Source organism: Enterobacter sp. 61D5, from assembly GCF_034107965.1.
Classification (GTDB): Bacteria; Pseudomonadota; Gammaproteobacteria; order Enterobacterales; family Enterobacteriaceae; genus Enterobacter; species Enterobacter cloacae_M.
The window spans coordinates 17,904-38,464 of sequence record NZ_JAWNFK010000009.1; the positions used below are offsets into that span (position 1 = coordinate 17,904).

Genomic DNA, 20,561 nt, shown 5'->3' on the forward strand with positions numbered 1-20,561 from the left:
CTGTATAAACGTCCAGTTTGAAAGGGTTTTCCTGCGAGGCGCTACGCAAAAAATAAAGGCCGAACGCGTCGGCCTTTGATTTCAGAAGAGAGGATTAGATCAGGCGACGCGCTGCTTCCACCACGATTTTCACTGCATGACTTTCGGTCTGCTTCATGGTTTCTGCGTTCGGGATCTCCTGCTGGGTGCGGTTGACGATAACGCCCGCCACCATACCGGCACGCAGACCCTGGCTTGCGCACATGGTCAGCAGCGTTGCGGATTCCATTTCGTAGTTCATTACGCCCATGGACTGCCACTCTTCCATTGAGCCTTTGAAACGGCTTACCACGCGGCCTGAGAAAGTATCGTAACGCTCCTGGCCCGGGTAGAAGGTGTCGGAAGAGGCTGTGACGCCCACGTGGGTAGTTGCGCCCACGGATTTCGCGGCTTCAACCAGCGCGGTGGTGCATTCGAAATCAGCCACTGCCGGGAATTCCATCGGTGCAAAATGCAGGCTTGCGCCGTCCAGACGAACGGACGCGGTCGTGACCAGCACGTCACCGACGTTGATGTGCGGCTGGATAGCGCCGGTGGTGCCGATACGCAGGAAAGTACGAATGCCCAGCTGTGCCAGCTCTTCAACAGCAATAGACGTAGACGGACCACCGATACCGGTAGAGCACACGATCACCGCTTTGCCATCCAGCTCTGCGCGCCAGGTGGTGAACTCACGATGGGCAGCCAGCTTGACCGGCTTATCCATCAGCGCGGCGATCTTTTCCACACGCTCAGGATCGCCAGGGACGATAGCGAGCGTAGCCCCTTGTAAATCGTTTTTGGTGAGGCCGAGATGAAAAACATCAGACTTAGACATAGGTGACTCCTCTGTGGGTCGGTTAGTCAGAAGAAGTAAAACGGTACTTTACAGAAGCAGTAAGCATATTTTCGTGACACACCTCACCATGAATGAAAATGATTACATTGAATTTCCATAAAAAGGTGATTCAAATCACATTAACAAGTTATATCGCCAGGTGCTGCACAAAAGATAGACCGTTTAAGGCACTGTGAGTTGTTAACCTGGTGTCTATATTTACCTTTGCGCTAACTCATTGGTACGGAGAATGCCATGACTGAAAAAACCGGTTTTGCACCTGCTGCGGCCCCACATGCTTCAACCATCGTGTCGACGCCAGAAGCGGCAATTACCGCGGGTGAGACCTCCATTCCCTCGCAGGGGGAGAATATGCCTGCTTATCACGCACGGCCAAAATCGGCAGAGGGCCCGCTGCCCATCGTGATTGTGATTCAGGAGATATTTGGTGTTCACGAACACATTCGCGACCTCTGCCGCCGGCTGGCGCTGGAAGGGTATCTGGCCGTTGCCCCAGAGCTCTACTTCCGTCAGGGCGATCCGAACGACTACAGCGATATTCCCACACTGCTCAGCAACCTGGTCAGCAAAGTCCCGGACGCGCAGGTGCTGGCCGATCTCGACCACGTCGCCAGCTGGGCGGCGCGCAACGGCGGCGATCCGCATCGTCTTCTGGTCACCGGTTTCTGCTGGGGCGGACGCATTAGCTGGCTGTATGCCGCACATAACCCGCAGCTCAAAGCCGCTGTCGCCTGGTACGGCAAACTGGTGGGTGAAAAAACGCTGAACTCACCGAAACATCCCGTCGATATCGCCACCGATTTAAATGCCCCCGTGTTAGGGCTTTACGGCGGTCAGGACACCGGTATTTCGCTGGATTCGGTAGAGACCATGCGCCATGCGCTCCGCGCGGCAAATGCGAAGGCGGAGATTGTGGTGTACCCGGATGCCGGGCACGCGTTTAATGCGGATTATCGTCCGAGCTATCACGCAGAATCAGCCAAAGATGGCTGGCAGAGAATGCTGGCGTGGTTTAGCCAGTACGGCGGTAAGAAAGCGTAATAAAAAAGCCCGGTGGCGGCTATGCCTTACCGGGCCTACGCATCATCAAGCCTGACGCAGGTTCTGCGCCGCCTTCACCATGTTCGCCAGCGCCGCGCGCGTCTCCGGCCAGCCGCGGGTTTTCAGTCCGCAGTCCGGGTTCACCCACAGGCGCTCTGCCGGAATGCGCTGGGCCGCTTTTTTCAGCAGGGCTTCAATCCACTCCACGCTCGGCACGTTCGGGGAGTGAATGTCGTACACGCCCGGCCCGATTTCATTCGGGTAGTCGAACTCTTCAAACGACTCCAGCAGCTCCATGTCTGAACGCGAGGTCTCGATGGTGATCACGTCGGCGTCCAGCGCGGCAATCGAATCCATGATGTCGTTAAATTCGCAGTAACACATGTGGGTGTGGATCTGGGTGTCATCCTTCGCCACCGCAGCGTTGATGCGGAACGCCTCCACGCCCCACTGCAGATAGGCATCCCAGTCGCTGCGGCGCAGCGGCAGGCCTTCGCGCAGAGCGGGCTCGTCAATCTGGATAATGCCAATGCCTGCCGCTTCCAGATCCGCCACCTCATCACGCAGCGCCAGGGCAATCTGTTTGGCGATGGTTTCACGAGTCACGTCTTCACGCGGGAACGACCAGCAGAGAATGGTCACCGGACCGGTCAGCATCCCTTTCACCGGCTTGTCGGTCAGGGACTGCGCGTATTTCGCCCACTCCACGGTGATCGCTTCCGGACGGCTGACGTCACCAATAACCACCGGCGGCTTCACGCAGCGGGAGCCGTAGCTCTGCACCCAGCCGTTCTGGGTAAAGACGAAGCCGTCCAGGTGCTCACCGAAGTATTCCACCATGTCGTTACGCTCGGCTTCACCGTGCACCAGCACGTCCAGCCCCAGGCGTTCCTGCTCGATAATCGCCTGCTTGATGTGTTCCGCGATGCCGGTGCGGTAGTGATTCGCATCCAGATTGCCCTTTTTGAAGTCCAGACGCAGGCCACGTATTTCGGTGGTTTGCGGGAATGAACCGATGGTCGTGGTCGGCCACGCGGGCAGGTTGAAGCGGGCGCGCTGCGCCTCAGCGCGCACCTCGTAAGGGCTCTGGCGCTGGCTGTCCCGAGCGGTGATAGCTGCCAGACGTTTTTCCACCGCCGGGTTGTGCACGCGCGCCGAGTGACGACGCGCCTGGATCGGTGCGCTCCATTCGCTAATCGCCGCCGTGTCGCCGCTGTTCAGCGCATCGCGCAGCAGCGTCAGCTCTTCACATTTTTGCAGGGCGAAGGCAAACCAGCTTTTCACCTCGGCATCCAGGCGAGTCTCCACTCTAAGATCGATCGGGCTGTGCAGCAGGGAACAGGAAGAGGCCACCCACAGCTCACGTTTGCCGACAATGTCCTTAATCTGAGCATATTTCTCCGTCAGATCGGCGCGCCAGACGTTACGACCGTTAATCAGACCGGCGGAGAGCAGCCAGTCTGCGGGCAGGCGCTTGTGCAGCTCCGCCACATCATCTTTACCGTGTACACAGTCAACGTGCAGACCCTGCACCGGCAGCGCGGAAATGGTGCTCAGGTTAGGCGTCACGCCTTCAAAATAGGTCGTCAGCAGGAGTTTTACCTGACCAGTGAGCGTGTCATACGCCGGTTTGAAGGCATCAAGCCAGGCCTGGGGCAGTTCGAGCACCAGCGCTGGCTCGTCGATTTGCACCCACTGAATGCCGCGCTTGCCCAGCTCAATCAGCACCTGTTTATAGACCGGCAGAATATCCTTCAGCAGGCTGAGTCGGTCAAACGGCTCGCCCTTTACTTTGCCCAGCCACAGGTACGTTACCGGCCCAAGCAGCACCGGCTTCACCTGGTGGCCCAGCGCCAGCGCTTCATCCACTTCGTCCAGAAGCTGCGTCCAGGTCAGCCTGAACTGCTGGCCTTTGACAAACTCCGGCACCATATAGTGATAGTTGGTGTTAAACCACTTGGTCATTTCCGCCGCTGCCGCTGGCTCCCCCGTTGGCGCGCGGCCACGGCCGATGCGGAACAGAGTATCGATATCTACCGATCCATCTTTGTTCTGATGACGAGCCGGCACGTTGCCAAGCAGCAGGCTTGTCGTCAGAACATGGTCGTACCAGGCGAAATCGCCCACCGGCAGCAGGTCAATGCCCGCCTGTTTTTGCTGATCCCAGTGGCGGGCGCGCAGCTCGCGCCCCACCGCCAGCAGTTCTTCACGGGTGGCGTTACCCGCCCAGTAGCTTTCTTGCGCTTTTTTCAGCTCGCGACGCAGGCCAACGCGAGGGAAACCGAGAGTGTGATTGCGGATTGTCATGGTATACCCCTTGTAGAAATTCGTTATTTAGACGTCCAGATGTTTACACTTCTATAATTGGCAGGTACTGTATATTACTCAAGCGCAATATGTTCATGGCGAAGTGAAGGACTTTCATGATCGAGATTAAACACCTGAAAACGCTACAAGCGTTGCGGAACTGCGGTTCGCTCGCGGCGGCTGCGGCCACGCTGCACCAGACCCAGTCCGCCCTTTCTCACCAGTTCAGCGATCTGGAACAACGCCTCGGCTTCCGTCTTTTTGTGCGCAAGAGCCAGCCGCTACGCTTTACGCCGCAGGGTGAAATTCTTCTTCAGCTGGCGAATCAGGTGCTGCCGCAGATCGCCAGCGCGCTGCAGGCGTGTAACGAGCCGCAGCAGACCAGGCTGCGTATCGCCATCGAGTGCCACAGCTGTATTCAGTGGCTGACCCCCGCGCTTGAGAACTTCCGCCAGAAGTGGCCGCAGGTAGAGATGGACTTCAAATCCGGCGTGACGTTCGACCCGCAGCCGTCGCTGCAGCAGGGCGAGCTGGATCTGGTCATGACCTCTGACATCCTGCCGCGCAGCGGCCTGCACTATTCGCCGATGTTTGATTATGAAGTACGCCTGGTGCTGGCGCCGGACCACCCGCTAGCCGCCAAAACGCGCATCACGCCGGAAGACCTGGCGACAGAAACGCTGCTGATTTATCCGGTCCAGCGCAGCCGCCTGGATATCTGGCGCCACTTCCTGCAGCCTGCGGGCATTAGCCCGCAGCTGAAAAGCGTGGATAACACGCTGCTGCTGATTCAGATGGTGGCGGCCAGAATGGGTATCGCGGCGCTGCCGCACTGGGTGGTGGAGAGTTTTGAACGCCAGGGTCTGGTGGTGACCAAAACCCTGGGTGAAGGACTGTGGAGCCGACTGTACGCCGCCGTGCGCGATGGCGAGCAGCGTCAGCCGATTACGGAGGCGTTTATTCGCTCAGCGCGGAACCACGCGTGCGACCATCTTCCGTTTGTGCGGAGCGCGGAGCGACCCATCGGCGATGGACCCACAGCGAAGCCAGGATCACCGCTCCCCCAATAAGGAAGCTCGGCCAGTGCGGCTGTTGCTGCCAGATAGCGAGGTTGACCAGCAGCCCTGCCGGGACATGCACGTTGTTCATGATCCCCAGCGTACCGGCGTCTACCTGCGTAGCGCCGTAGTTCCACATGAAGTATCCCAACCCTGACGCCACTACGCCCAGCCAGACCAGAACACCCCACTGCACGGTGGTGGTCGGCAGTTTTTGCGGGTTACCGAGCATAAACCACGCCGCCACCGCGACAATCGCGGCGCCCATATAGAACCACGCAAACGCGTTATGCTGCGGCATCGGACGGGTTTCCATCAGGCGTTTGTAGCCCACCATACCGATGGCAAAACTGATGTTGGCGAGCTGGACGAACATCAGCCCGGTCCAGAAGTGATCGCTGACTTTGTCATAGCGAATAATCGCCGCGCCGATCACCGCCAGCGCCGCGCTCAGCAGGTATCCCCAGCGCAGACGGCGTCTGCTGAGCAGGTCGTAAATCAGCGTAATATAGAGCGGCGTCAGAACGGTAAAGAGCAGGAATTCGGAGACGGACAGGTAGATGTAGGCCCGGAAGCTGAACAGATACATGATGCCGAGCTGCATCGCCCCTACCAGCATATAAAGCACAATCGTTTTCAGCGATTGCCCGCGCGTGCGTAGAAACGGCAGGAAAACCAGCGCCGCCAGCCCCACGCGCATCAGCACCGAGAAGTAGCTGTCGACCGAACCGGCAAGGTATTCGCCAATCAGGCTAAAGGAGAAGGCCCACAGGATAGTGGTGATAATGAGTAGCGCCACAATGCTTGTCTCTCAGAAAGAAGGACAGGCATTGTAGCGAACTCTTCAGTTGACAACTGAGCAATAAACAACCAAATGAAGATTATTCAAGGAACAGTTTGCGCAGATACTTCGGTACCGCGTTGTCAGCGTTAGAACCAATCACTTCCAGCTCAGGGTGCAGATCTTTCAGACGCTGGTGCGCGTTTTCCATGATGCAACCCTTGCCTGCCATAGAAAGCATCTCGGCGTCGTTCATGCCGTCACCGAAGGCGATACAGTCTTTCAGCCCGAAGCCCAGACGTTTCGCTACCGCTTCCAGCGCGTGACCTTTGGAGACGCCACCCGCCATCACTTCAAGACAGGTCAGGGTCGAGAAGCTCACGTTGACGCGATCGCCCCAGCGAGCGTTGATCGCCTGTTCCAGCGGGAGCAGCTCTTCGTGGCTGTCGCAGGTGAAGAACACCTTGCTGATCCCTTCCGGCTCCAGCAGGCCCGGCTCGTAAAGGGAGTAGTTAAACACCGCTTCCTTGAAGAAACGCATTTCATCCGGGCGGTGGCGGTTCATAAACCAGTCGTCGTCGCGGTAAACGTTCGTGACGATAGCCGGGTTGTTATGCACCACGCCAAACAGATCGGCGGCGATATCGCGATCCAGATTGTGGGTAAAGATCAGGTTGCCGTCGGTATCATGCACGCGCGCACCGTTGGAGGTGATCATGTACGATTTGATCTCAAGATTATCGCGGATCTGCCCCACGTCCACGTGGTGGCGGCCGGTGGCGAACACAAAGTTCACGCCACGGGCAGTCAGGAGTTTTAAGGTCTCTTTCGCGTAAGGCGACAGGGTGTGGTCGGGGGAAAGCAGCGTGCCATCTAAATCAGATGCAACAACCTGATACATAGGGATTTCAACCTCTGGTGGAAAACAAGAATCAATTATGCCTGTTGAAAAATTCAACAATGGCGTTGAGCGCGACTGAGCGCATAGCGTCCTTTTCAAAAAGGATCTCATGGAACGCGCCGTTAATGACCAGCGGTTTACCCCCTTCACAAGGGTGACCGGCAGCAGCGCGCAGTTCACAATAGCGGTCATGCATGCGGTTATCCACCACACGCTCTTCTTCCGCCTGAATCAGAAGCGTCGGCGTGTCATCATTGCCTACGCCCGCCAGCACCTGCTCACCGGCCATAATACCCTCCCGCACCCAGTGCCAGGTCGGGCCGCCGACGCGCAAGCGCGGTTCATCGGCATAAAAGCGCAGGTTGCGGCGATAACGCTGCCGGCTGTGGGTTAAGACGTTGATGGCGAACGGCAGCGCGCGCCAGCGTCCTGTGCCTATGGCGTAACCTTCACGAATGCGCTGATGGCCCTCAGCCCAGTCGAGAAGATGACGCACCATCCAGTCAGGAAAACGGATGACGATACCGTACATCGGCGCGGTGAGCGCAATAGCGTCGCACTGGTGCGCGTAACGCTGCAAAAACAGCGTCGAAATGGCGCCGCCCATCGAGTGCGCAAGGATATACCGTTTGCGCCAGGGACCGGGCTGTACGTCCTGCTGCCAGAACGCGGCAAAATCGTCGACGTAATCGCTGAAGCGATCGACGTGCCCACGGTGCGTGTCCGGTAGCATACGTCCGGACAGCCCCTGCCCACGATGGTCGATGATCAGGACATCGAACCCCATATGGACCAGGTCATAGGCCAGCTCGGCGTATTTAACGTAGCTTTCAATACGCCCAGGGCAGACCACAATCACCCGGTCATTTTTTTCATTTCGGAAACGAACGAAACGCACCGGGATGCCCCCGACGCCCGTAAACTCATCTTCCTCACGCTGCCGCCAGAAATCGGTCAGCGGCCCCATAGAGAAAGCAGCAAAAGCGTTTTCTCGTGTTTCCCAGTCCTTTTTCTGCTGAAACATTGGGTTTCCACTCACGTAATCCAGGGAATATCGTTTTTTTCGTCACCGGTCACAAAATGACTCAATAATAGCGTATTGTGGCATAAAAATAGACGGTTCGGGAGTTTCAAATGACCTTCGAATGGTGGTTCGCCTACCTGCTGACATCCATTATCCTCAGCCTTTCTCCGGGTTCGGGTGCTATTAACACCATGACTACCTCCATCAACCACGGCTACCGCGGTGCGGCGGCGTCGATTGCCGGTTTGCAGACCGGGCTGGGCATTCATATTGTGCTGGTCGGGATCGGTCTGGGAACCCTGTTCTCCCGCTCCGTGCTGGCCTTTGAGGTGCTGAAATGGGCCGGGGCAGCGTATCTCATTTGGCTCGGCATCCAGCAGTGGCGCGCGGCAGGCTCCATCAACCTCAATACGCTCGCTCAGACGCAAAACCGCGGCCATCTGTTTAAGCGCGCGGTGTTCGTCAACCTGACCAACCCGAAGAGCATCGTTTTCCTTGCCGCGCTGTTCCCACAGTTTATCGTGCCGCACCAGCCGCAGGTGATGCAGTACGTGGTGCTGGGCGCGACCACCATTATCGTCGATATCATCGTGATGATTGGTTACGCGACGCTGGCGCAGCGAATTGCGGCGTGGATTAAAGGGCCTAAGCAGATGAAGGCCCTGAATAAAGTCTTTGGCTCACTGTTTATGCTGGTTGGCGCGCTGCTTGCGTCAGCGCGTCATGCTTAGCGAGAAATGATGAGATGAATGCCGAAGCCGGCGAACAGTGCGCCGGCGAAGCCGTCAATCCACTTCGCGATACGCTGGTAGCCGCGGCGCATCGCCGGTAAGGCGAACAGGCTGGCTACGATGGTAAACCAGGCAAAGGTTTCAACGACGATCAGCAGGAAGATGCCCCAGCGTGCGCCCGCACCGACGCTATCGCCAACAAACAGCGAGAACACCGATCCGAAATAGATAATCGCTTTTGGGTTCGCCAGATTAGTCAGCAGCCCTTTTACAAAGCTGCGGCCGCCCGTTGCCAGCTCCACTTTTGGCTCTTCCGGTTTTTTCTCTTCTTTCTTCAGCGCCCCGCGCAGCATCTGGTAGCCCATCCAGCACAGGTAAAGCCCGCCGCCGACCATAATGATGTTATGCAGCCAGGCCATCTTCGCCAGGATAAGGTTCAGACCGAGCAGCGCAACGGCCGCCCAGACCATAACGCCCATGGTGATACCGAGCACGCCCATCATCGCCTCCTTGCGGGAGCGGCTGACGGCCGTTTGTGATACGAAGAAAAAGTCCGGGCCGGGGCTCATCAGCGCAACGATGTGCACTAACGCCACGGTGAGAAATAGCATTAACATAATTCGCTCGCGGGGAAATAATTCAGTGAGTCATCATCCTGGCACTTTTTTGCCCGGCTGACTACTCTTCATCATCACCATCGGCGTGAGAGCGGATGAGCGCCATAAACTCTTTACCGAAGCGCTCCAGCTTGCGTGTTCCCACGCCGTTGACGCTGAGCATCTCGCTGGCGCTGAGCGGCATCTGCTCGGCCATCTCAATCAGCGTCGCGTCGTTGAACACCACGTAAGGCGGGATGTTTTCTTCGTCGGCGATGGCTTTACGCAGCTTGCGCAGTTTGGCGAACAGCTTGCGGTCGTAGTTGCCGCCGTAGGATTTCTGCATCACGCGTGGCTTCAGGGCGATGACGCGCGGCACGGCGAGCTTGAGTTCAACGTCACCGCGCAGGACCGGACGCGCCGCCTCGGTCAGCTGCAGGGCGGAATGCTGGGCAATGTTCTGCGTGGCAAAGCCGAGGTGAATGAGCTGGCGAATGATACTCACCCAGTGCTCGTGGCTCTGCTCCTTGCCAATACCGTAGACCGGCAGCTTGTCATGCCCCATATCGCGGATACGCTGGTTATTCGCGCCGCGCAGCACTTCCACCACGTAGCCCATCCCGAAGCGTTGATTCACACGGTAAATGGTCGAGAGCGCCTTACGCGCGTCCATCAGGCCATCGTACTGCTTTGGCGGATCGAGGCAGATATCGCAGTTGCCGCACGGCTCCTGTCGCCCTTCACCAAAGTAGTTGAGCAGAACCAGACGACGGCAGGTTTGCGCTTCGGCAAACGCCCCCATCGCGTTGAGCTTGTGGCGCTCGATATCCTGCAGCTGCCCCTGTGGCTTCTCTTCCAGACAGCGGCGCAGCCACGCCATATCGGCCGGATCGTAAAACAGCATCGCTTCCGCAGGCAGGCCGTCACGCCCGGCACGGCCGGTTTCCTGATAGTAGGATTCGATATTGCGCGGGATGTCGAAATGCACCACAAAGCGCACGTTTGGCTTGTTGATCCCCATCCCGAACGCCACCGTCGCCACCACAATTTGCAGGTCATCACGCTGGAATTTCTCCTGCACGTCGGCGCGGATGTGGTTCTCTAATCCGGCGTGATACGCGGCGGCGCTAAAGCCGCGGTTTTGCAGACGCGCGGCGGTGTCTTCCACCTTCGCACGACTGTTGCAGTAGATGATACCAGACTTGCCGCGCTGCTCCTGCACGTAGCGCAGAAGCTGATCCAGCGGCTTGAACTTTTCCATCAGCATATAGCGGATGTTGGGGCGGTCGAAGCTGCTGACCTGAATATAGGGGTCGTTCAGCCCGAGCAGGCGAACGATATCCAGCCGCGTGGTGTCATCCGCCGTGGCGGTAAGCGCCATAAACGGCAGCTCGGGGAAGCGCTGGCGCAGCTGGCCGAGGGCAGCGTATTCCGGGCGGAAATCGTGTCCCCACTGGGAGATACAGTGCGCTTCATCCACCGCCAGCAGGACCGGGTTCCAGTGCGCAAGATGATCGAGGAAGTTATCCAGCATCAGGCGTTCCGGGGCGATATACAGCAGGCGGATCTGCCCGGTACGACACCCGGCCATCACCTCTTGCTGCTGCTCCCGGGTTTGCGTGGAGTTAAGACAGGCTGCCGCCACGCCGTTGGCGAGCAGCTGGTCAACCTGGTCTTTCATCAGAGAAATAAGGGGGGATACCACGACCGTCAGGCCGTTAAGCACCAGCGCGGGCACCTGATAACAGAGGGACTTGCCGCCACCGGTCGGCATCACCACCAGGCAATCACGACCTTCCAGCACCGTTTCAATGATGGTTTCCTGGCCAGGGCGGAACTGCTGGTAGCCAAAGGTTTCATGCAAAACCTGTTTAGCCAGCGACTCCTGATTCAATACTTCCGCCTGCGCCACGTTAACCCCATATGCCAGAAATGAAACAGGCGCTATTTTCAGCGCCTGAGAGAGAAACTTCAACGTTTAACGCAAAAACATTCGAACAGCCTAGAGAATATCGTTCAGCATCACGCCCACGCCGACGCGGGTCTGGTTGAAGTTGTAATCGATAAGCGACTCGCCGTAACCGCTGTACACCTGAGTATAGATGCGGACATGCTTCGTCATTGGATAGCTTAAGCCCACTTCCGCACCGCCGTAGCCGGTGTTCCAGTTGTACTGGCCTTTGGCGCTGAGCACGGCATCACCCAACTGATAGCCGACTTTGAGCTGGTAGTAGCCCATATATTTGGTGATATCCGGGTTGTCATCGGTTTCGCCCACCACATACCACGGCTTCACTTCCACCATCCAGTTACCGTTCTGCGCCATCAGACGCGTATAGGCGCGGTTCCAGCTGCGGGATGTCGGGTCAGAGCGACCGTTGGAATCGTGGTTAAAGCCCACTTCGACGTCACGCAGCGTCCAGCCCGCAAACTCATAATCCGTTGCAAAACCGAGGAACAGCTGCGGCTCATAGTTGGTTTCACGGAACGGTGAGGACTCTCCGCTGTTAGAGAGCTGCCACCAGGATTTCTGCGTGTAAGACGCCCCGAGCACCGAGTTCGGCCCCAGAATACCGCGCCAGAACGGGAACGCGAGGCTGAGCTGGAACTTCACCTCATCTTTACGCGCATTATCAGACCAGTTATAGGAGCTTATCGCCTCTTTGTTGAGATCGCTGGTCTGGGTATAAATCACGTAGTTGGTGTCATACGGATAGAGCGTGAACGGATTGTCATGCTCCTGAAGAAGGTTCGCGATAATGCTACCGTGAACGGCAGGTTTATCATGCACCTCTTTGATCGTCGCTTCCTGCGCATATGCTGTGAGGGGCAGCGCAACCGCCGCCAGTAACCAGGCCAGATACGTCCGCATCGGTGGTGTTCTCCTGCAAAAGAGTAAAATTAGCTGAATAGTTATGTGGCGAACATTCTACAGACTTCTGCGACAACTGCTGCATCCTCGTTTCTGAAAGTGGAATTCCTTGTTGCCGAGGCATAAAATCAACATTTCGTTAACAATAAGGATGTGATGCCTCATGTCAGCCATGCTTACCGCCGAAGAAGTGTTAAAACTCGTGGGCGAGATTTTTGTTTACCATATGCCGTTTAACCGCGCGCTGGGACTGGAGCTGGAGCGTTACGAGAAAGACTTTGCCCAGCTGAGCTTCAACAACCAGCCGATGATGGTAGGTAACTGGGCGCAAAGCATTTTGCACGGCGGCGTGATTGCCTCCGCGCTGGACGTGGCGGCAGGTCTGGTCTGCGTGGGCAGCACGCTGACCCGCCATGACACCATCAACGAAGACGAACTCCGCCAGCGTCTGGCGCGCATGGGCACCATTGATTTGCGCGTCGACTATCTTCGCCCGGGGCGCGGAAATCGCTTTACCTGTACCAGCAGCCTGCTGCGCGCGGGAAATAAAGTTGCCGTGGCGCGCGTTGAATTACACAACGAAGAACAGGTGTATATCGCCAGCGCAACCGCCACTTATATGGTGGGTTGAGGCGGCAAAATCGGGTAAAATTAATTCACTTTTTTGTAACGGATTTTCCCGATGGATGCTAAACAGACGCGGCAGGGCGTTTTACTCGCCCTTGCCGCTTATTTTATTTGGGGTATCGCCCCGGCGTATTTCAAACTTATCGCCTACGTTCCGGCCGATGAGATCCTGACTCACCGCGTTATCTGGTCATTCTTCTTTATGATTGCGCTGATGAGCCTCAGCCGTCAGTGGTCGGGCGTCAAAACGCTGTTTAAAACCCCTAAAAAGATCTTCCTGCTGGCGCTCTCAGCGGTGCTGATTGGCGGCAACTGGCTGCTGTTTATCTGGGCGGTGAATAACCATCACATGCTCGAAGCGAGCCTGGGGTACTTCATTAACCCGCTGGTGAATATCGTGCTGGGGATGATTTTCCTAGGTGAGCGCTTCCGCCGGATGCAGTGGGTGGCGGTGATTCTGGCCTTCTGCGGCGTACTGGTGCAGCTCTGGACCTTCGGCTCGCTGCCGATTATTGCCCTCGGCCTGGCGTTCAGCTTTGCGTTCTACGGCCTGGTGCGTAAGAAAATTGCGGTGGAAGCACAGACGGGGATGCTGTTTGAAACTCTGTGGCTGCTGCCCGTGGCGGCGATTTATCTCTTCGGCATCGCCGACAGCGCCACCAGCCATATGGGCAGCAACCCGTGGTCGCTGAATCTGATGCTGATGGCGGCGGGCGTGGTGACCACTATTCCTCTGCTGTGCTTCACCGGTGCAGCGACGCGTCTGCGTCTCTCCACGCTGGGCTTCTTCCAGTACATTGGTCCGACGCTGATGTTCCTGCTGGCGGTGGTGTTTTACGGTGAGGTGCCGGGGGCGGATAAAATGGTGACGTTCGCCTTTATCTGGGTGGCGCTGGCGATTTTCGTCGCCGACGCAATTTATACCCAACGCAGGGTGCGCAAAGGTTTGTGATGTTGCCCTCATCCTAACCCTCTCCCACAGGGAGAGGGAATTCGCCTTGCTCTTACAGCCAGTTACGACGCTTAAAGTACAAGTACGGCGCCAGCCCGGCGAGGATCATAAAGATAATCGCCCCCGGGTAGCCAAAGCTCCACTTCAGCTCCGGCATAAACTCAAAGTTCATCCCGTAGCTGGATGCCACCAGCGTCGGCGGCAGGAACACTACGGACACCACCGAGAAGATCTTGATGATGCGGTTCTGCTCGATGTTGATAAAGCCCATCGCCGCCTGCATCAGGAAGTTGACCTTCTGGAACAGGGATTCGTTGTGCGGCAGCAGGGATTCGATATCTCGTAAGATCTCACGCGCCTGCTCCAGCTGACCGCCCGGCAGACGCGCCTTGCGCACCAGGAAGTTCAGCGCGCGCTGGGTATCCATCAGACACAAGCGCACCTTCCAGCCGATATCTTCCAGCTCCGCCAGCGTGGAGAGCGCTTCGTCGTATTCATCGCCCTGATGGCCTTCCATGATCACGCGGCTAAGCTTTTCCAGATCGCTATAGATGTTTTCAATTTCGTCCGCCAGCTGTTCAATTTTGGTCTCGAACAGATCGAGCAGCAGCTCGTAAGCGTTACCGTCCACCATTGCCTGGCTGCGGGCGCGCATACGGTAAAGGCGGAATGCCGGCAGCTCACGCTCGCGCAGGGTAAACAGACGGCCGTCGCGAATGGTAAACGCCACGGTGGAGTTACCCGCGTGGTCTTCCGCATCTTCAAAGAAGAAGAAGGAGTGAATGTGCAGGCCGTCTTCGTCTTCAAAAAAACGCGCGGATGCTTCGATGTCTTCCAGTTCCGGGCGGGTTGCCAGGCTTTGCCCCAGCTCAGATTGTACGCGAAGGCGCTCATCGTCGTCCGGCTCGACCAGATCCACCCATACAGCATCAATGAGGGGCTGTGACTCTTCGGCTTCAAGCCGAGTCAGTCGGTTATTTTCGAGTTGAAATGCGCTCAACATGACCGGGACTCCCAATGCAAAAAATATCGGACAGTTCGGTGGGCACACAGAAACAAATTGGGTTTCAGACCATTAAACAGCCTGACTCAGCGCGACGGGAATAATGCAGGTCGCTGACAACCACTAAGGCCATCAGCAAGAGGAGATAGCCTTAGGAGTTGTTCCTGGATGACAGGGAATTGAGCCAGTATCTACTGGGTGTGTCCAAGGCGAATGTCCTCTTAGCGTAATCGTGCGCGCATGTTACGCCAGCTATAACTGTGGCGTCAACACGCAACGGAACGCTGAAGGGCATTAATTGACCTTCAATGTATGAGGCTAGCAGATTATTACAAAATAATGATATTTTTCTGAATGTTAGACTGTTTCCAGCTTCGCATAGGCCGCCACCAGCCATTTGATCCCCTGCCCCTGGAACGCCACCTGCAGACGGCTGTGTTCGCCGCTGCCTTCCAGATTCACAATGGTGCCTTCGCCAAACTTCGAATGGCGCACGCGCTGGCCCAGCTTGTAGCCGGTATCGGTTTCCGCAATCGGCGAGCCCATGCGCTGATGGCTGACCGGACGGCTGATGCTCGCCCGCAGACGCACCTCTTCCACGCACTCCTCCGGCAGTTCGCCGATAAAGCGCGACGGACGGTGATAGACCTCTTTACCGTACAGACGTCGGGTTTCGGCGTAGGTTAGCGTCAGCTTTTGCATCGCGCGCGTCACGCCCACGTAGGCCAGACGACGTTCCTCTTCCAGACGTCCGCCTTCATCCAGCGACATCTGGCTCGGGAACATCCCCTCCTCCATCCCGACGATAAACACCTGCGGGAACTCCAGGCCTTTGGCGGAGTGCAGGGTCATCAGCTGAACCGCATCCTGCCAGGTGTCCGCCTGCCCTTCTCCCGCTTCCAGCGCAGCGTGGGACAGGAACGCCTGCAGCGGCATCAGGTCTTCGTCTTCTTCGTTGTAGCTGAACTGGCGCGTTGCCGTGACCAGTTCCTCTAAGTTCTCAATACGGGTCTGGCCCTTCTCGCCTTTCTCCTGCTCGTACATGGTTCTCAGGCCGGAGTCTTTAATCACCCGGTCGGTCTGCACGTGCAGCGGCATGTCGGCAGTTTCCTGCGCCAGGGCGTCAATCAGCTCGAGGAAGCGCTGTAATGCGCTGGCGGCACGCCCGGCGAGGGCTTTTTCCTGCAGCAGCTCGCGGCACGCCTGCCACAGCGTCAGCTGGCGATCGCGCGAGGCCTGACGCACCACGTCCAGCGTGCGGTCGCCAATCCCGCGGGTCGGCGTGTTGACCACGCGTTCAAACGCCGCGTCGTCGTTACGGTTCGCAATGAGGCGCAGATACGACAGCGCATCTTTGATTTCCTGACGTTCGAAGAATCGCATGCCGCCATAAATGCGGTACGGCATGCTCACCTGCAGCAGCGCCTCTTCCAGCACGCGCGACTGGGCGTTGCTGCGGTAGAGAATGGCGCACTGCTCCAGCGCGCCGCCGTTGTCTTGCCAGGTTTTGATGCGGTTCACCACGAAGCGGGCTTCGTCGAGCTCGTTGAAGGCGCAGTAAATCGAAATCGGTTCGCCGTCGACGCCGTCGGTCCACAGCTTTTTACCCAGACGCCCGTTGTTGTTTTCAATCAGGGCGTTGGCCGCGCTCAGGATGTTGCTGGTTGAACGGTAGTTCTGCTCCAGACGGATGGTTTCCGCGCCGGGGAAATCGTTGAGGAAGCGCTGGATATTTTCTACCTGCGCCCCGCGCCAGCCGTAGATCGACTGGTCATCATCGCCCACGATCATCACCTTGCCGGTATCACCGGCCAGCAGGCGGATCCACGCGTACTGAATGTTGTTGGTATCCTGGAACTCGTCCACCAGGATATTGGTGAAGCGTTCACGGTAGTGCTGCAGGATGTGCGGCTTGTTGAGCCACAGCTCGTGGGCGCGCAGCAGCAGCTCGGCAAAATCCACCAGACCGGCGCGATCGCACGCTTCCTGATAGGCCTTGTAGACGTTCTGCCAGGTCTGCTCGACCGGGTTGCCGAAGCTCTGAATGTGGTGCGGGCGCAGCCCCTCGTCCTTCTGGCCGTTGATGTACCACATCGCCTGACGCGGCGGCCACTGCTTCTCGTCGAGGTTCATCGCCTTGATCAGGCGCTTCAGCAAGCGGAGCTGGTCTTCGCTGTCGAGGATCTGGAAATCCTGCGGCAGGTTGGCGTCCATATGGTGCGCGCGCAGCAGGCGGTGCGCCAGGCCGTGGAAGGTGCCAACCCACATGCCGCCCTGGCTGGTGCCCATCAGTTGGGCGATACGGTGGCGCATCTCTGCCGCCGCCTTGTTGGTGAACGTCACCGCCATGATGGAGTACGGGGAGCAGTTCTCCACGCTCTGCAGCCAGGCGATACGGTGAACCAGCACGCGCGTCTTACCACTGCCCGCCCCAGCCAGCACCAGCATGTTGGTGCGCGAGGCGGCAACCGCGTCACGCTGTTTGTCATTAAGGCTGTCGAGCAGGTAAGAAACGTCCATTGGCACCGTCACATAGTATTCAGGAACACAGCGAAGCGCCCGGGGGCGCTTCGCTTACCGGGCCTACAACTGCAAACCCCTGGTAATTTATACAATATTACTGGTGATTATATCAGCGTCGTGAGGGATGCCAACCGTGAAATTTCCACGTGCGGCAGAAGACGGCTGTCGGTTGCGGTCATCAGCTCCGCATTTTCAGGCTTGATCCAGCAGGCCTGCATCCCGCAGCGAATAGCACCGGCCACGTCCGTGGTCAGGTCATCCCCCACGTGCAGAATGCTACCCAGCGGCAGGTTAAGCTTATCCGCCGCCAGATGGTACATATCATTAAACGGCTTCGCGCGCCCGTGCGGGCCCGCGCGCAGCACAAATTCAAAGTAATCGCTGAGGCCAAACAGCTCGGGCTGGGCATTGCCGTTGGTGATGGCCACCAGCGGCCACTTCTCGGCAAGCTTCGCCAGCGTGTCGTGGGTCTCCTGCGGCACGTCGATACGGCTGCGCCATTTGGCAAAGTTTTCCATGGCCGCTTCGGCACCGATGGCCGCATCCTGCGCGCTCAGGCCGGCATTGAGCATCGCCTGCTCGACCGCACGACGACGCCATTCGGTCACGTCGTGGTAAATGTCCGGCTCTGTTTCCCGCAGGGACTGACGGAGCTTCTGAAAGTCCTTGTTCTGTATCGCTTTCAGCGCGGGATGGTAGTTCTGCACAAACGCCAGCGACTCCTGCTCGGTACGCAGGATCACCTCGCGGTTGTCATAAAGGGTGTCATCAAGGTCAAACGTCAGGGCTGAGATCTGACCGAGTGGGCGGTAAAAACGCATTATTTCCCCCGTTTGGCGCGTGGATGCGCCGCGTCATACACCGAGGCAAGGTGTTGGAAGTCTAAGTGGGTATAGATTTGAGTGGTCGACAGATTCGCGTGGCCAAGCAGTTCCTGCACGCCGCGCAGATCGCCGCTCGACTCAAGCATGTGTGTCGCAAAGGAGTGGCGCAGCTTGTGCGGATGAACGTGGCTGTTCAGCCCCTGCTTAATGCCCCACTCCGCAAAGCGCTTCTGGACGTTACGCGCCGAGATCCGTTTGCCAAGCTTCGACAGGAACAGCGCATCCTCTTCGCTGCCAAACAGCCCGCGCAGGTCAAGCCAGTGCTCAATCCAGGAAACCGCATTGCGGCCAATCGGCAGGCGGCGCTCTTTGCTGCCCTTGCCCATCACCCACACTTCACCGGACTCAAGATCGAGGTGTTTGATATCAAGATTAACCAGCTCGGACAGACGTAGCCCGGCACCGTACATCACCTCCAGCATCGCGCGGTCGCGCACGGCGAGCGGATCGTTAAGGTCGATATCCAGCAGGCGGTTTACGTCGTCAACGTCGATATTTTTAGGCAGATGGCGCGGCGCTTTCGGCGTGGCGATCCCCTTTGCCGGGTTGGCTTTTAAGCCCCCCTGGCTGACCAGCCAGTCGAAGAAACTGCGCAGCGCTGAGAGCCTGAGCGCCAGGCTTGCCGGGCTGAGATTTTTTTTACGGCTACGCACGACGAACCCGCGTACCGTCGCAGCGTCACATTGTTGCCAGCTTTTCAGGCCGATTTCGTCGGCGATCTGCATGATGGCATCAAGCTGACGCTGGTAGTTGAGCAGGGTAATGGGGCTAAGCTGACGCTCCACGCCCAGATAGCGCAGAAAGCGCGAGACGTCAGTGGCGAGCAGTCCGTCCGTCATACGCGCTCAATCCAGCGCTCCAGCAGCTCGGGCAGCATCAGGGCGATCTCCTGCAGCAGGTGCGTCGCTTGCCCCTGCTCATAGTGATGCGCATCGCGGCTGGTAAATAACATGACACCCAGATCGCCATCGCGCCCCATCAGCGACATCGCCACCGAGCCAATCGCTTTGGCTTCCGGTAACACCACCAGCAGCTCAGGCCCGTTCAGCGGCCCCAGATAGTGGTGCTCATGGCCCAGACGCTGAATGCGCAGCGGTTCAAACGCCTGACGGCTGAGAGCCAGATGGGTGAACCCCGACGGTGCACCAATGCGCCAGCGGTCAGGGAAAAGCCGAATCGTTGCGCCCGCCAGCCCCAGCTCGCGAGCCCAGCGGTGGAAGCGGCTGAGGAACTCGTCAAGACTGTGCGCCGACGCCAGACGCGCCTGCAGATGCAGCAGACGATAGAACAGGCTTTCGTTGTTGCTGGCCTGCTCCATCAGCAGCGTCATATTCTCTTCAAGCTGATTGATGTGGTTGCGCGAGCGCGCCATGTGCCATTCGACCAGCGACACGGTCCCGCGAACCGGATGCGGCACGCGCATCTCTTCGACGACGCGTGCATTGCGAATAAAAAACTCAGGATTGCGCAGCAGATAATCAACAACAGCTCTGTCGTCCAGCTCCGTCACTGTTTCCTGCAGTTCTTCCCCTGGTTGTTTCATAGATGGATAAACCCGTCATAGACATGTGCCGCCGGGCCAGTCATATACAGTGGATGACCCGGTCCTTTCCAGGCGATATCAAGCCGACCGCCCGGTAATTCCACGCGAACCTCTTCTGCCAGTAACCCCTGGGAGATGCCCACGGCCACTGCCGCACAGGCTCCGCTTCCGCAGGCCTGAGTCTCGCCCGCGCCGCGCTCATAAACCCGCAGACGAATGTGCTCGCGCTTCACCACCTGCATAAAACCGATGTTCGCGCGCTCCGGGAAACGTTCGTGGCTTTCCAGCACCGGGCCGAGCGTTTCGACCGCCGCGGTTTCCACATCATCAACCTGAATCACGCAGTGTGGGTTACCCATTGAGACGACGCCGCACAATACTGTCTGCTCGGCCGCCCGCATAATATAGGTCTTTTCCGCTTTGTTTGCGCGAAACGGCACGACGGAGGGCTCGAAGTTAGGCTCGCCCATGTTCACACGCACCAGCTCATCATCGGTGACGCTGAGCACCATGCGACCATTGGCCGTGCTGACGCGAATATCACGCTTGTTGGTCAGCCCTTTCAGACGGACAAAGCGGGCAAAACAGCGCGCGCCGTTGCCGCACTGGTTAACTTCGCTGCCGTCCGCGTTAAAAATACGGTAGTGGAAATCGAGGTCGGGATCGTACGGTGGCTCGACCACCAGCAGCTGATCGAACCCCACGCCCAGATGCCGATCCGCCAGGCGACGGATCAGTTCCGGGGAGAAAAACACATTCTGCGTTACCGCGTCGACGACCATAAAATCGTTGCCAAGGCCATGCATTTTAGAGAACTGCATCATTTGCTCCATTGCGCGGG

At 57.9% G+C, this 20,561-nt stretch carries 20 protein-coding genes; 5 read left to right on the forward strand and 15 right to left on the reverse strand.

The window, feature by feature from the left end:
* Positions 1-94 precede the first annotated feature (94 nt).
* Entirely contained in the window at positions 95-856 is a 762-nt protein-coding gene (udp, locus tag UTM25_RS11325; protein WP_003860792.1) for a uridine phosphorylase, read from the reverse strand.
* Between the two features lie 255 nt (positions 857-1,111).
* Between udp and UTM25_RS11330 the strand changes: the two genes are divergently transcribed.
* On the forward strand, positions 1,112-1,918 hold the full coding sequence (locus UTM25_RS11330; protein WP_194401838.1) for a dienelactone hydrolase family protein: 807 nt from the start codon (positions 1,112-1,114) through the stop codon (positions 1,916-1,918).
* 45 nt (positions 1,919-1,963) lie between these two features.
* Here UTM25_RS11330 and metE read toward each other — a convergent pair whose 3' ends face one another.
* Positions 1,964-4,225 carry a 5-methyltetrahydropteroyltriglutamate--homocysteine S-methyltransferase gene (gene metE / locus UTM25_RS11335; RefSeq protein ID WP_194401839.1) on the reverse strand — a complete coding sequence of 754 codons (2,262 nt, stop codon included), beginning with the start codon at positions 4,223-4,225 and terminating at the stop codon, positions 1,964-1,966.
* Positions 4,226-4,341: 116 nt separating this feature from the next.
* Here metE and metR point away from each other — a divergent pair, with 116 nt between their 5' ends.
* The gene (gene metR / locus UTM25_RS11340) at positions 4,342-5,295 is read left to right on the forward strand and encodes an HTH-type transcriptional regulator MetR (RefSeq protein WP_194401840.1); all 954 of its coding nucleotides are present in this window, start codon (positions 4,342-4,344) and stop codon (positions 5,293-5,295) included.
* Here the strand turns inward: metR and UTM25_RS11345 are convergent.
* From UTM25_RS11345 to pldB, 3 genes are all read right to left on the reverse strand, one after another.
* Positions 5,183-6,082: a carboxylate/amino acid/amine transporter gene (locus UTM25_RS11345; protein ID WP_194401841.1), complete on the reverse strand. Its 900-nt coding sequence runs from the start codon at positions 6,080-6,082 to the stop codon at positions 5,183-5,185. The genes metR and UTM25_RS11345 overlap by 113 nt on opposite strands.
* An 82-nt stretch (positions 6,083-6,164) precedes the next feature.
* Positions 6,165-6,965, reverse strand: coding sequence for a sugar/pyridoxal phosphate phosphatase YigL (yigL, locus tag UTM25_RS11350; protein WP_194401842.1), 801 nt, complete (start codon positions 6,963-6,965; stop codon positions 6,165-6,167).
* A gap of 31 nt (positions 6,966-6,996) precedes the next feature.
* A complete protein-coding gene (pldB, locus tag UTM25_RS11355; RefSeq protein ID WP_194401843.1) occupies positions 6,997-7,989 on the reverse strand; it encodes a lysophospholipase L2 in 993 nt (330 codons plus the stop codon).
* Between the two features lie 110 nt (positions 7,990-8,099).
* On the opposite strand from pldB, the gene rhtB reads away from it, so the two are divergent.
* Positions 8,100-8,720 carry a homoserine/homoserine lactone efflux protein gene (rhtB, locus tag UTM25_RS11360; protein WP_008501533.1) on the forward strand — a complete coding sequence of 207 codons (621 nt, stop codon included), beginning with the start codon at positions 8,100-8,102 and terminating at the stop codon, positions 8,718-8,720.
* Here the strand turns inward: rhtB and rhtC are convergent.
* From rhtC to pldA, 3 genes are all read right to left on the reverse strand, one after another.
* Positions 8,717-9,337, reverse strand: a complete 621-nt coding sequence (gene rhtC, locus UTM25_RS11365) for a threonine export protein RhtC (protein ID WP_010426287.1) — start codon at positions 9,335-9,337, stop codon at positions 8,717-8,719. The two genes, rhtB and rhtC, sit on opposite strands and share 4 nt — an antisense overlap.
* A 61-nt stretch (positions 9,338-9,398) precedes the next feature.
* Positions 9,399-11,228 carry an ATP-dependent DNA helicase RecQ gene (recQ, locus tag UTM25_RS11370; RefSeq protein ID WP_029741834.1) on the reverse strand — a complete coding sequence of 610 codons (1,830 nt, stop codon included), beginning with the start codon at positions 11,226-11,228 and terminating at the stop codon, positions 9,399-9,401.
* 90 nt (positions 11,229-11,318) lie between these two features.
* The gene (gene pldA / locus UTM25_RS11375) at positions 11,319-12,188 is read right to left on the reverse strand and encodes a phospholipase A (protein ID WP_023333803.1); all 870 of its coding nucleotides are present in this window, start codon (positions 12,186-12,188) and stop codon (positions 11,319-11,321) included.
* Between the two features lie 163 nt (positions 12,189-12,351).
* Between pldA and yigI the strand changes: the two genes are divergently transcribed.
* Together yigI and rarD are read left to right on the forward strand one after the other, a co-directional pair.
* Positions 12,352-12,819, forward strand: coding sequence for an acyl-CoA thioesterase YigI (yigI, locus tag UTM25_RS11380; protein ID WP_008501538.1), 468 nt, complete (start codon positions 12,352-12,354; stop codon positions 12,817-12,819).
* 51 nt (positions 12,820-12,870) lie between these two features.
* Positions 12,871-13,767: an EamA family transporter RarD gene (gene rarD, locus UTM25_RS11385; RefSeq protein ID WP_194401844.1), complete on the forward strand. Its 897-nt coding sequence runs from the start codon at positions 12,871-12,873 to the stop codon at positions 13,765-13,767.
* 52 nt (positions 13,768-13,819) lie between these two features.
* On the opposite strand, the gene corA is transcribed toward rarD, so the two are convergent.
* From corA to dapF, 7 genes are all read right to left on the reverse strand, one after another.
* Positions 13,820-14,770: a magnesium/cobalt transporter CorA gene (gene corA, locus UTM25_RS11390; RefSeq protein WP_008501540.1), complete on the reverse strand. Its 951-nt coding sequence runs from the start codon at positions 14,768-14,770 to the stop codon at positions 13,820-13,822.
* A gap of 151 nt (positions 14,771-14,921) precedes the next feature.
* Positions 14,922-14,978, reverse strand: coding sequence for a YsgD/CorL family protein (gene ysgD, locus UTM25_RS11395; RefSeq protein ID WP_212743980.1), 57 nt, complete (start codon positions 14,976-14,978; stop codon positions 14,922-14,924).
* A 149-nt stretch (positions 14,979-15,127) separates the two neighbouring features.
* Positions 15,128-17,290, reverse strand: coding sequence for a DNA helicase II (uvrD, locus tag UTM25_RS11400; RefSeq protein WP_033146899.1), 2,163 nt, complete (start codon positions 17,288-17,290; stop codon positions 15,128-15,130).
* Positions 17,291-17,397: 107 nt separating this feature from the next.
* Positions 17,398-18,114, reverse strand: a complete 717-nt coding sequence (gene yigB / locus UTM25_RS11405) for a 5-amino-6-(5-phospho-D-ribitylamino)uracil phosphatase YigB (RefSeq protein WP_194401845.1) — start codon at positions 18,112-18,114, stop codon at positions 17,398-17,400.
* Positions 18,114-19,016 (reverse strand): tyrosine recombinase XerC, encoded by a 903-nt coding sequence (gene xerC, locus UTM25_RS11410; protein WP_023309625.1) that lies wholly within the window; start codon positions 19,014-19,016, stop codon positions 18,114-18,116. Before xerC ends, yigB begins: the two co-directional genes overlap by 1 nt.
* A complete protein-coding gene (locus tag UTM25_RS11415; RefSeq protein ID WP_109846483.1) occupies positions 19,013-19,720 on the reverse strand; it encodes a DUF484 domain-containing protein in 708 nt (235 codons plus the stop codon). Before UTM25_RS11415 ends, xerC begins: the two co-directional genes overlap by 4 nt.
* Complete coding sequence (gene dapF, locus UTM25_RS11420) at positions 19,717-20,541, reverse strand: diaminopimelate epimerase (RefSeq protein ID WP_008501545.1); 825 nt, start codon at positions 20,539-20,541, stop codon at positions 19,717-19,719. The genes UTM25_RS11415 and dapF overlap by 4 nt, the downstream gene beginning before the upstream one ends.
* Between the last annotated feature and the right edge of the window lie 20 nt (positions 20,542-20,561).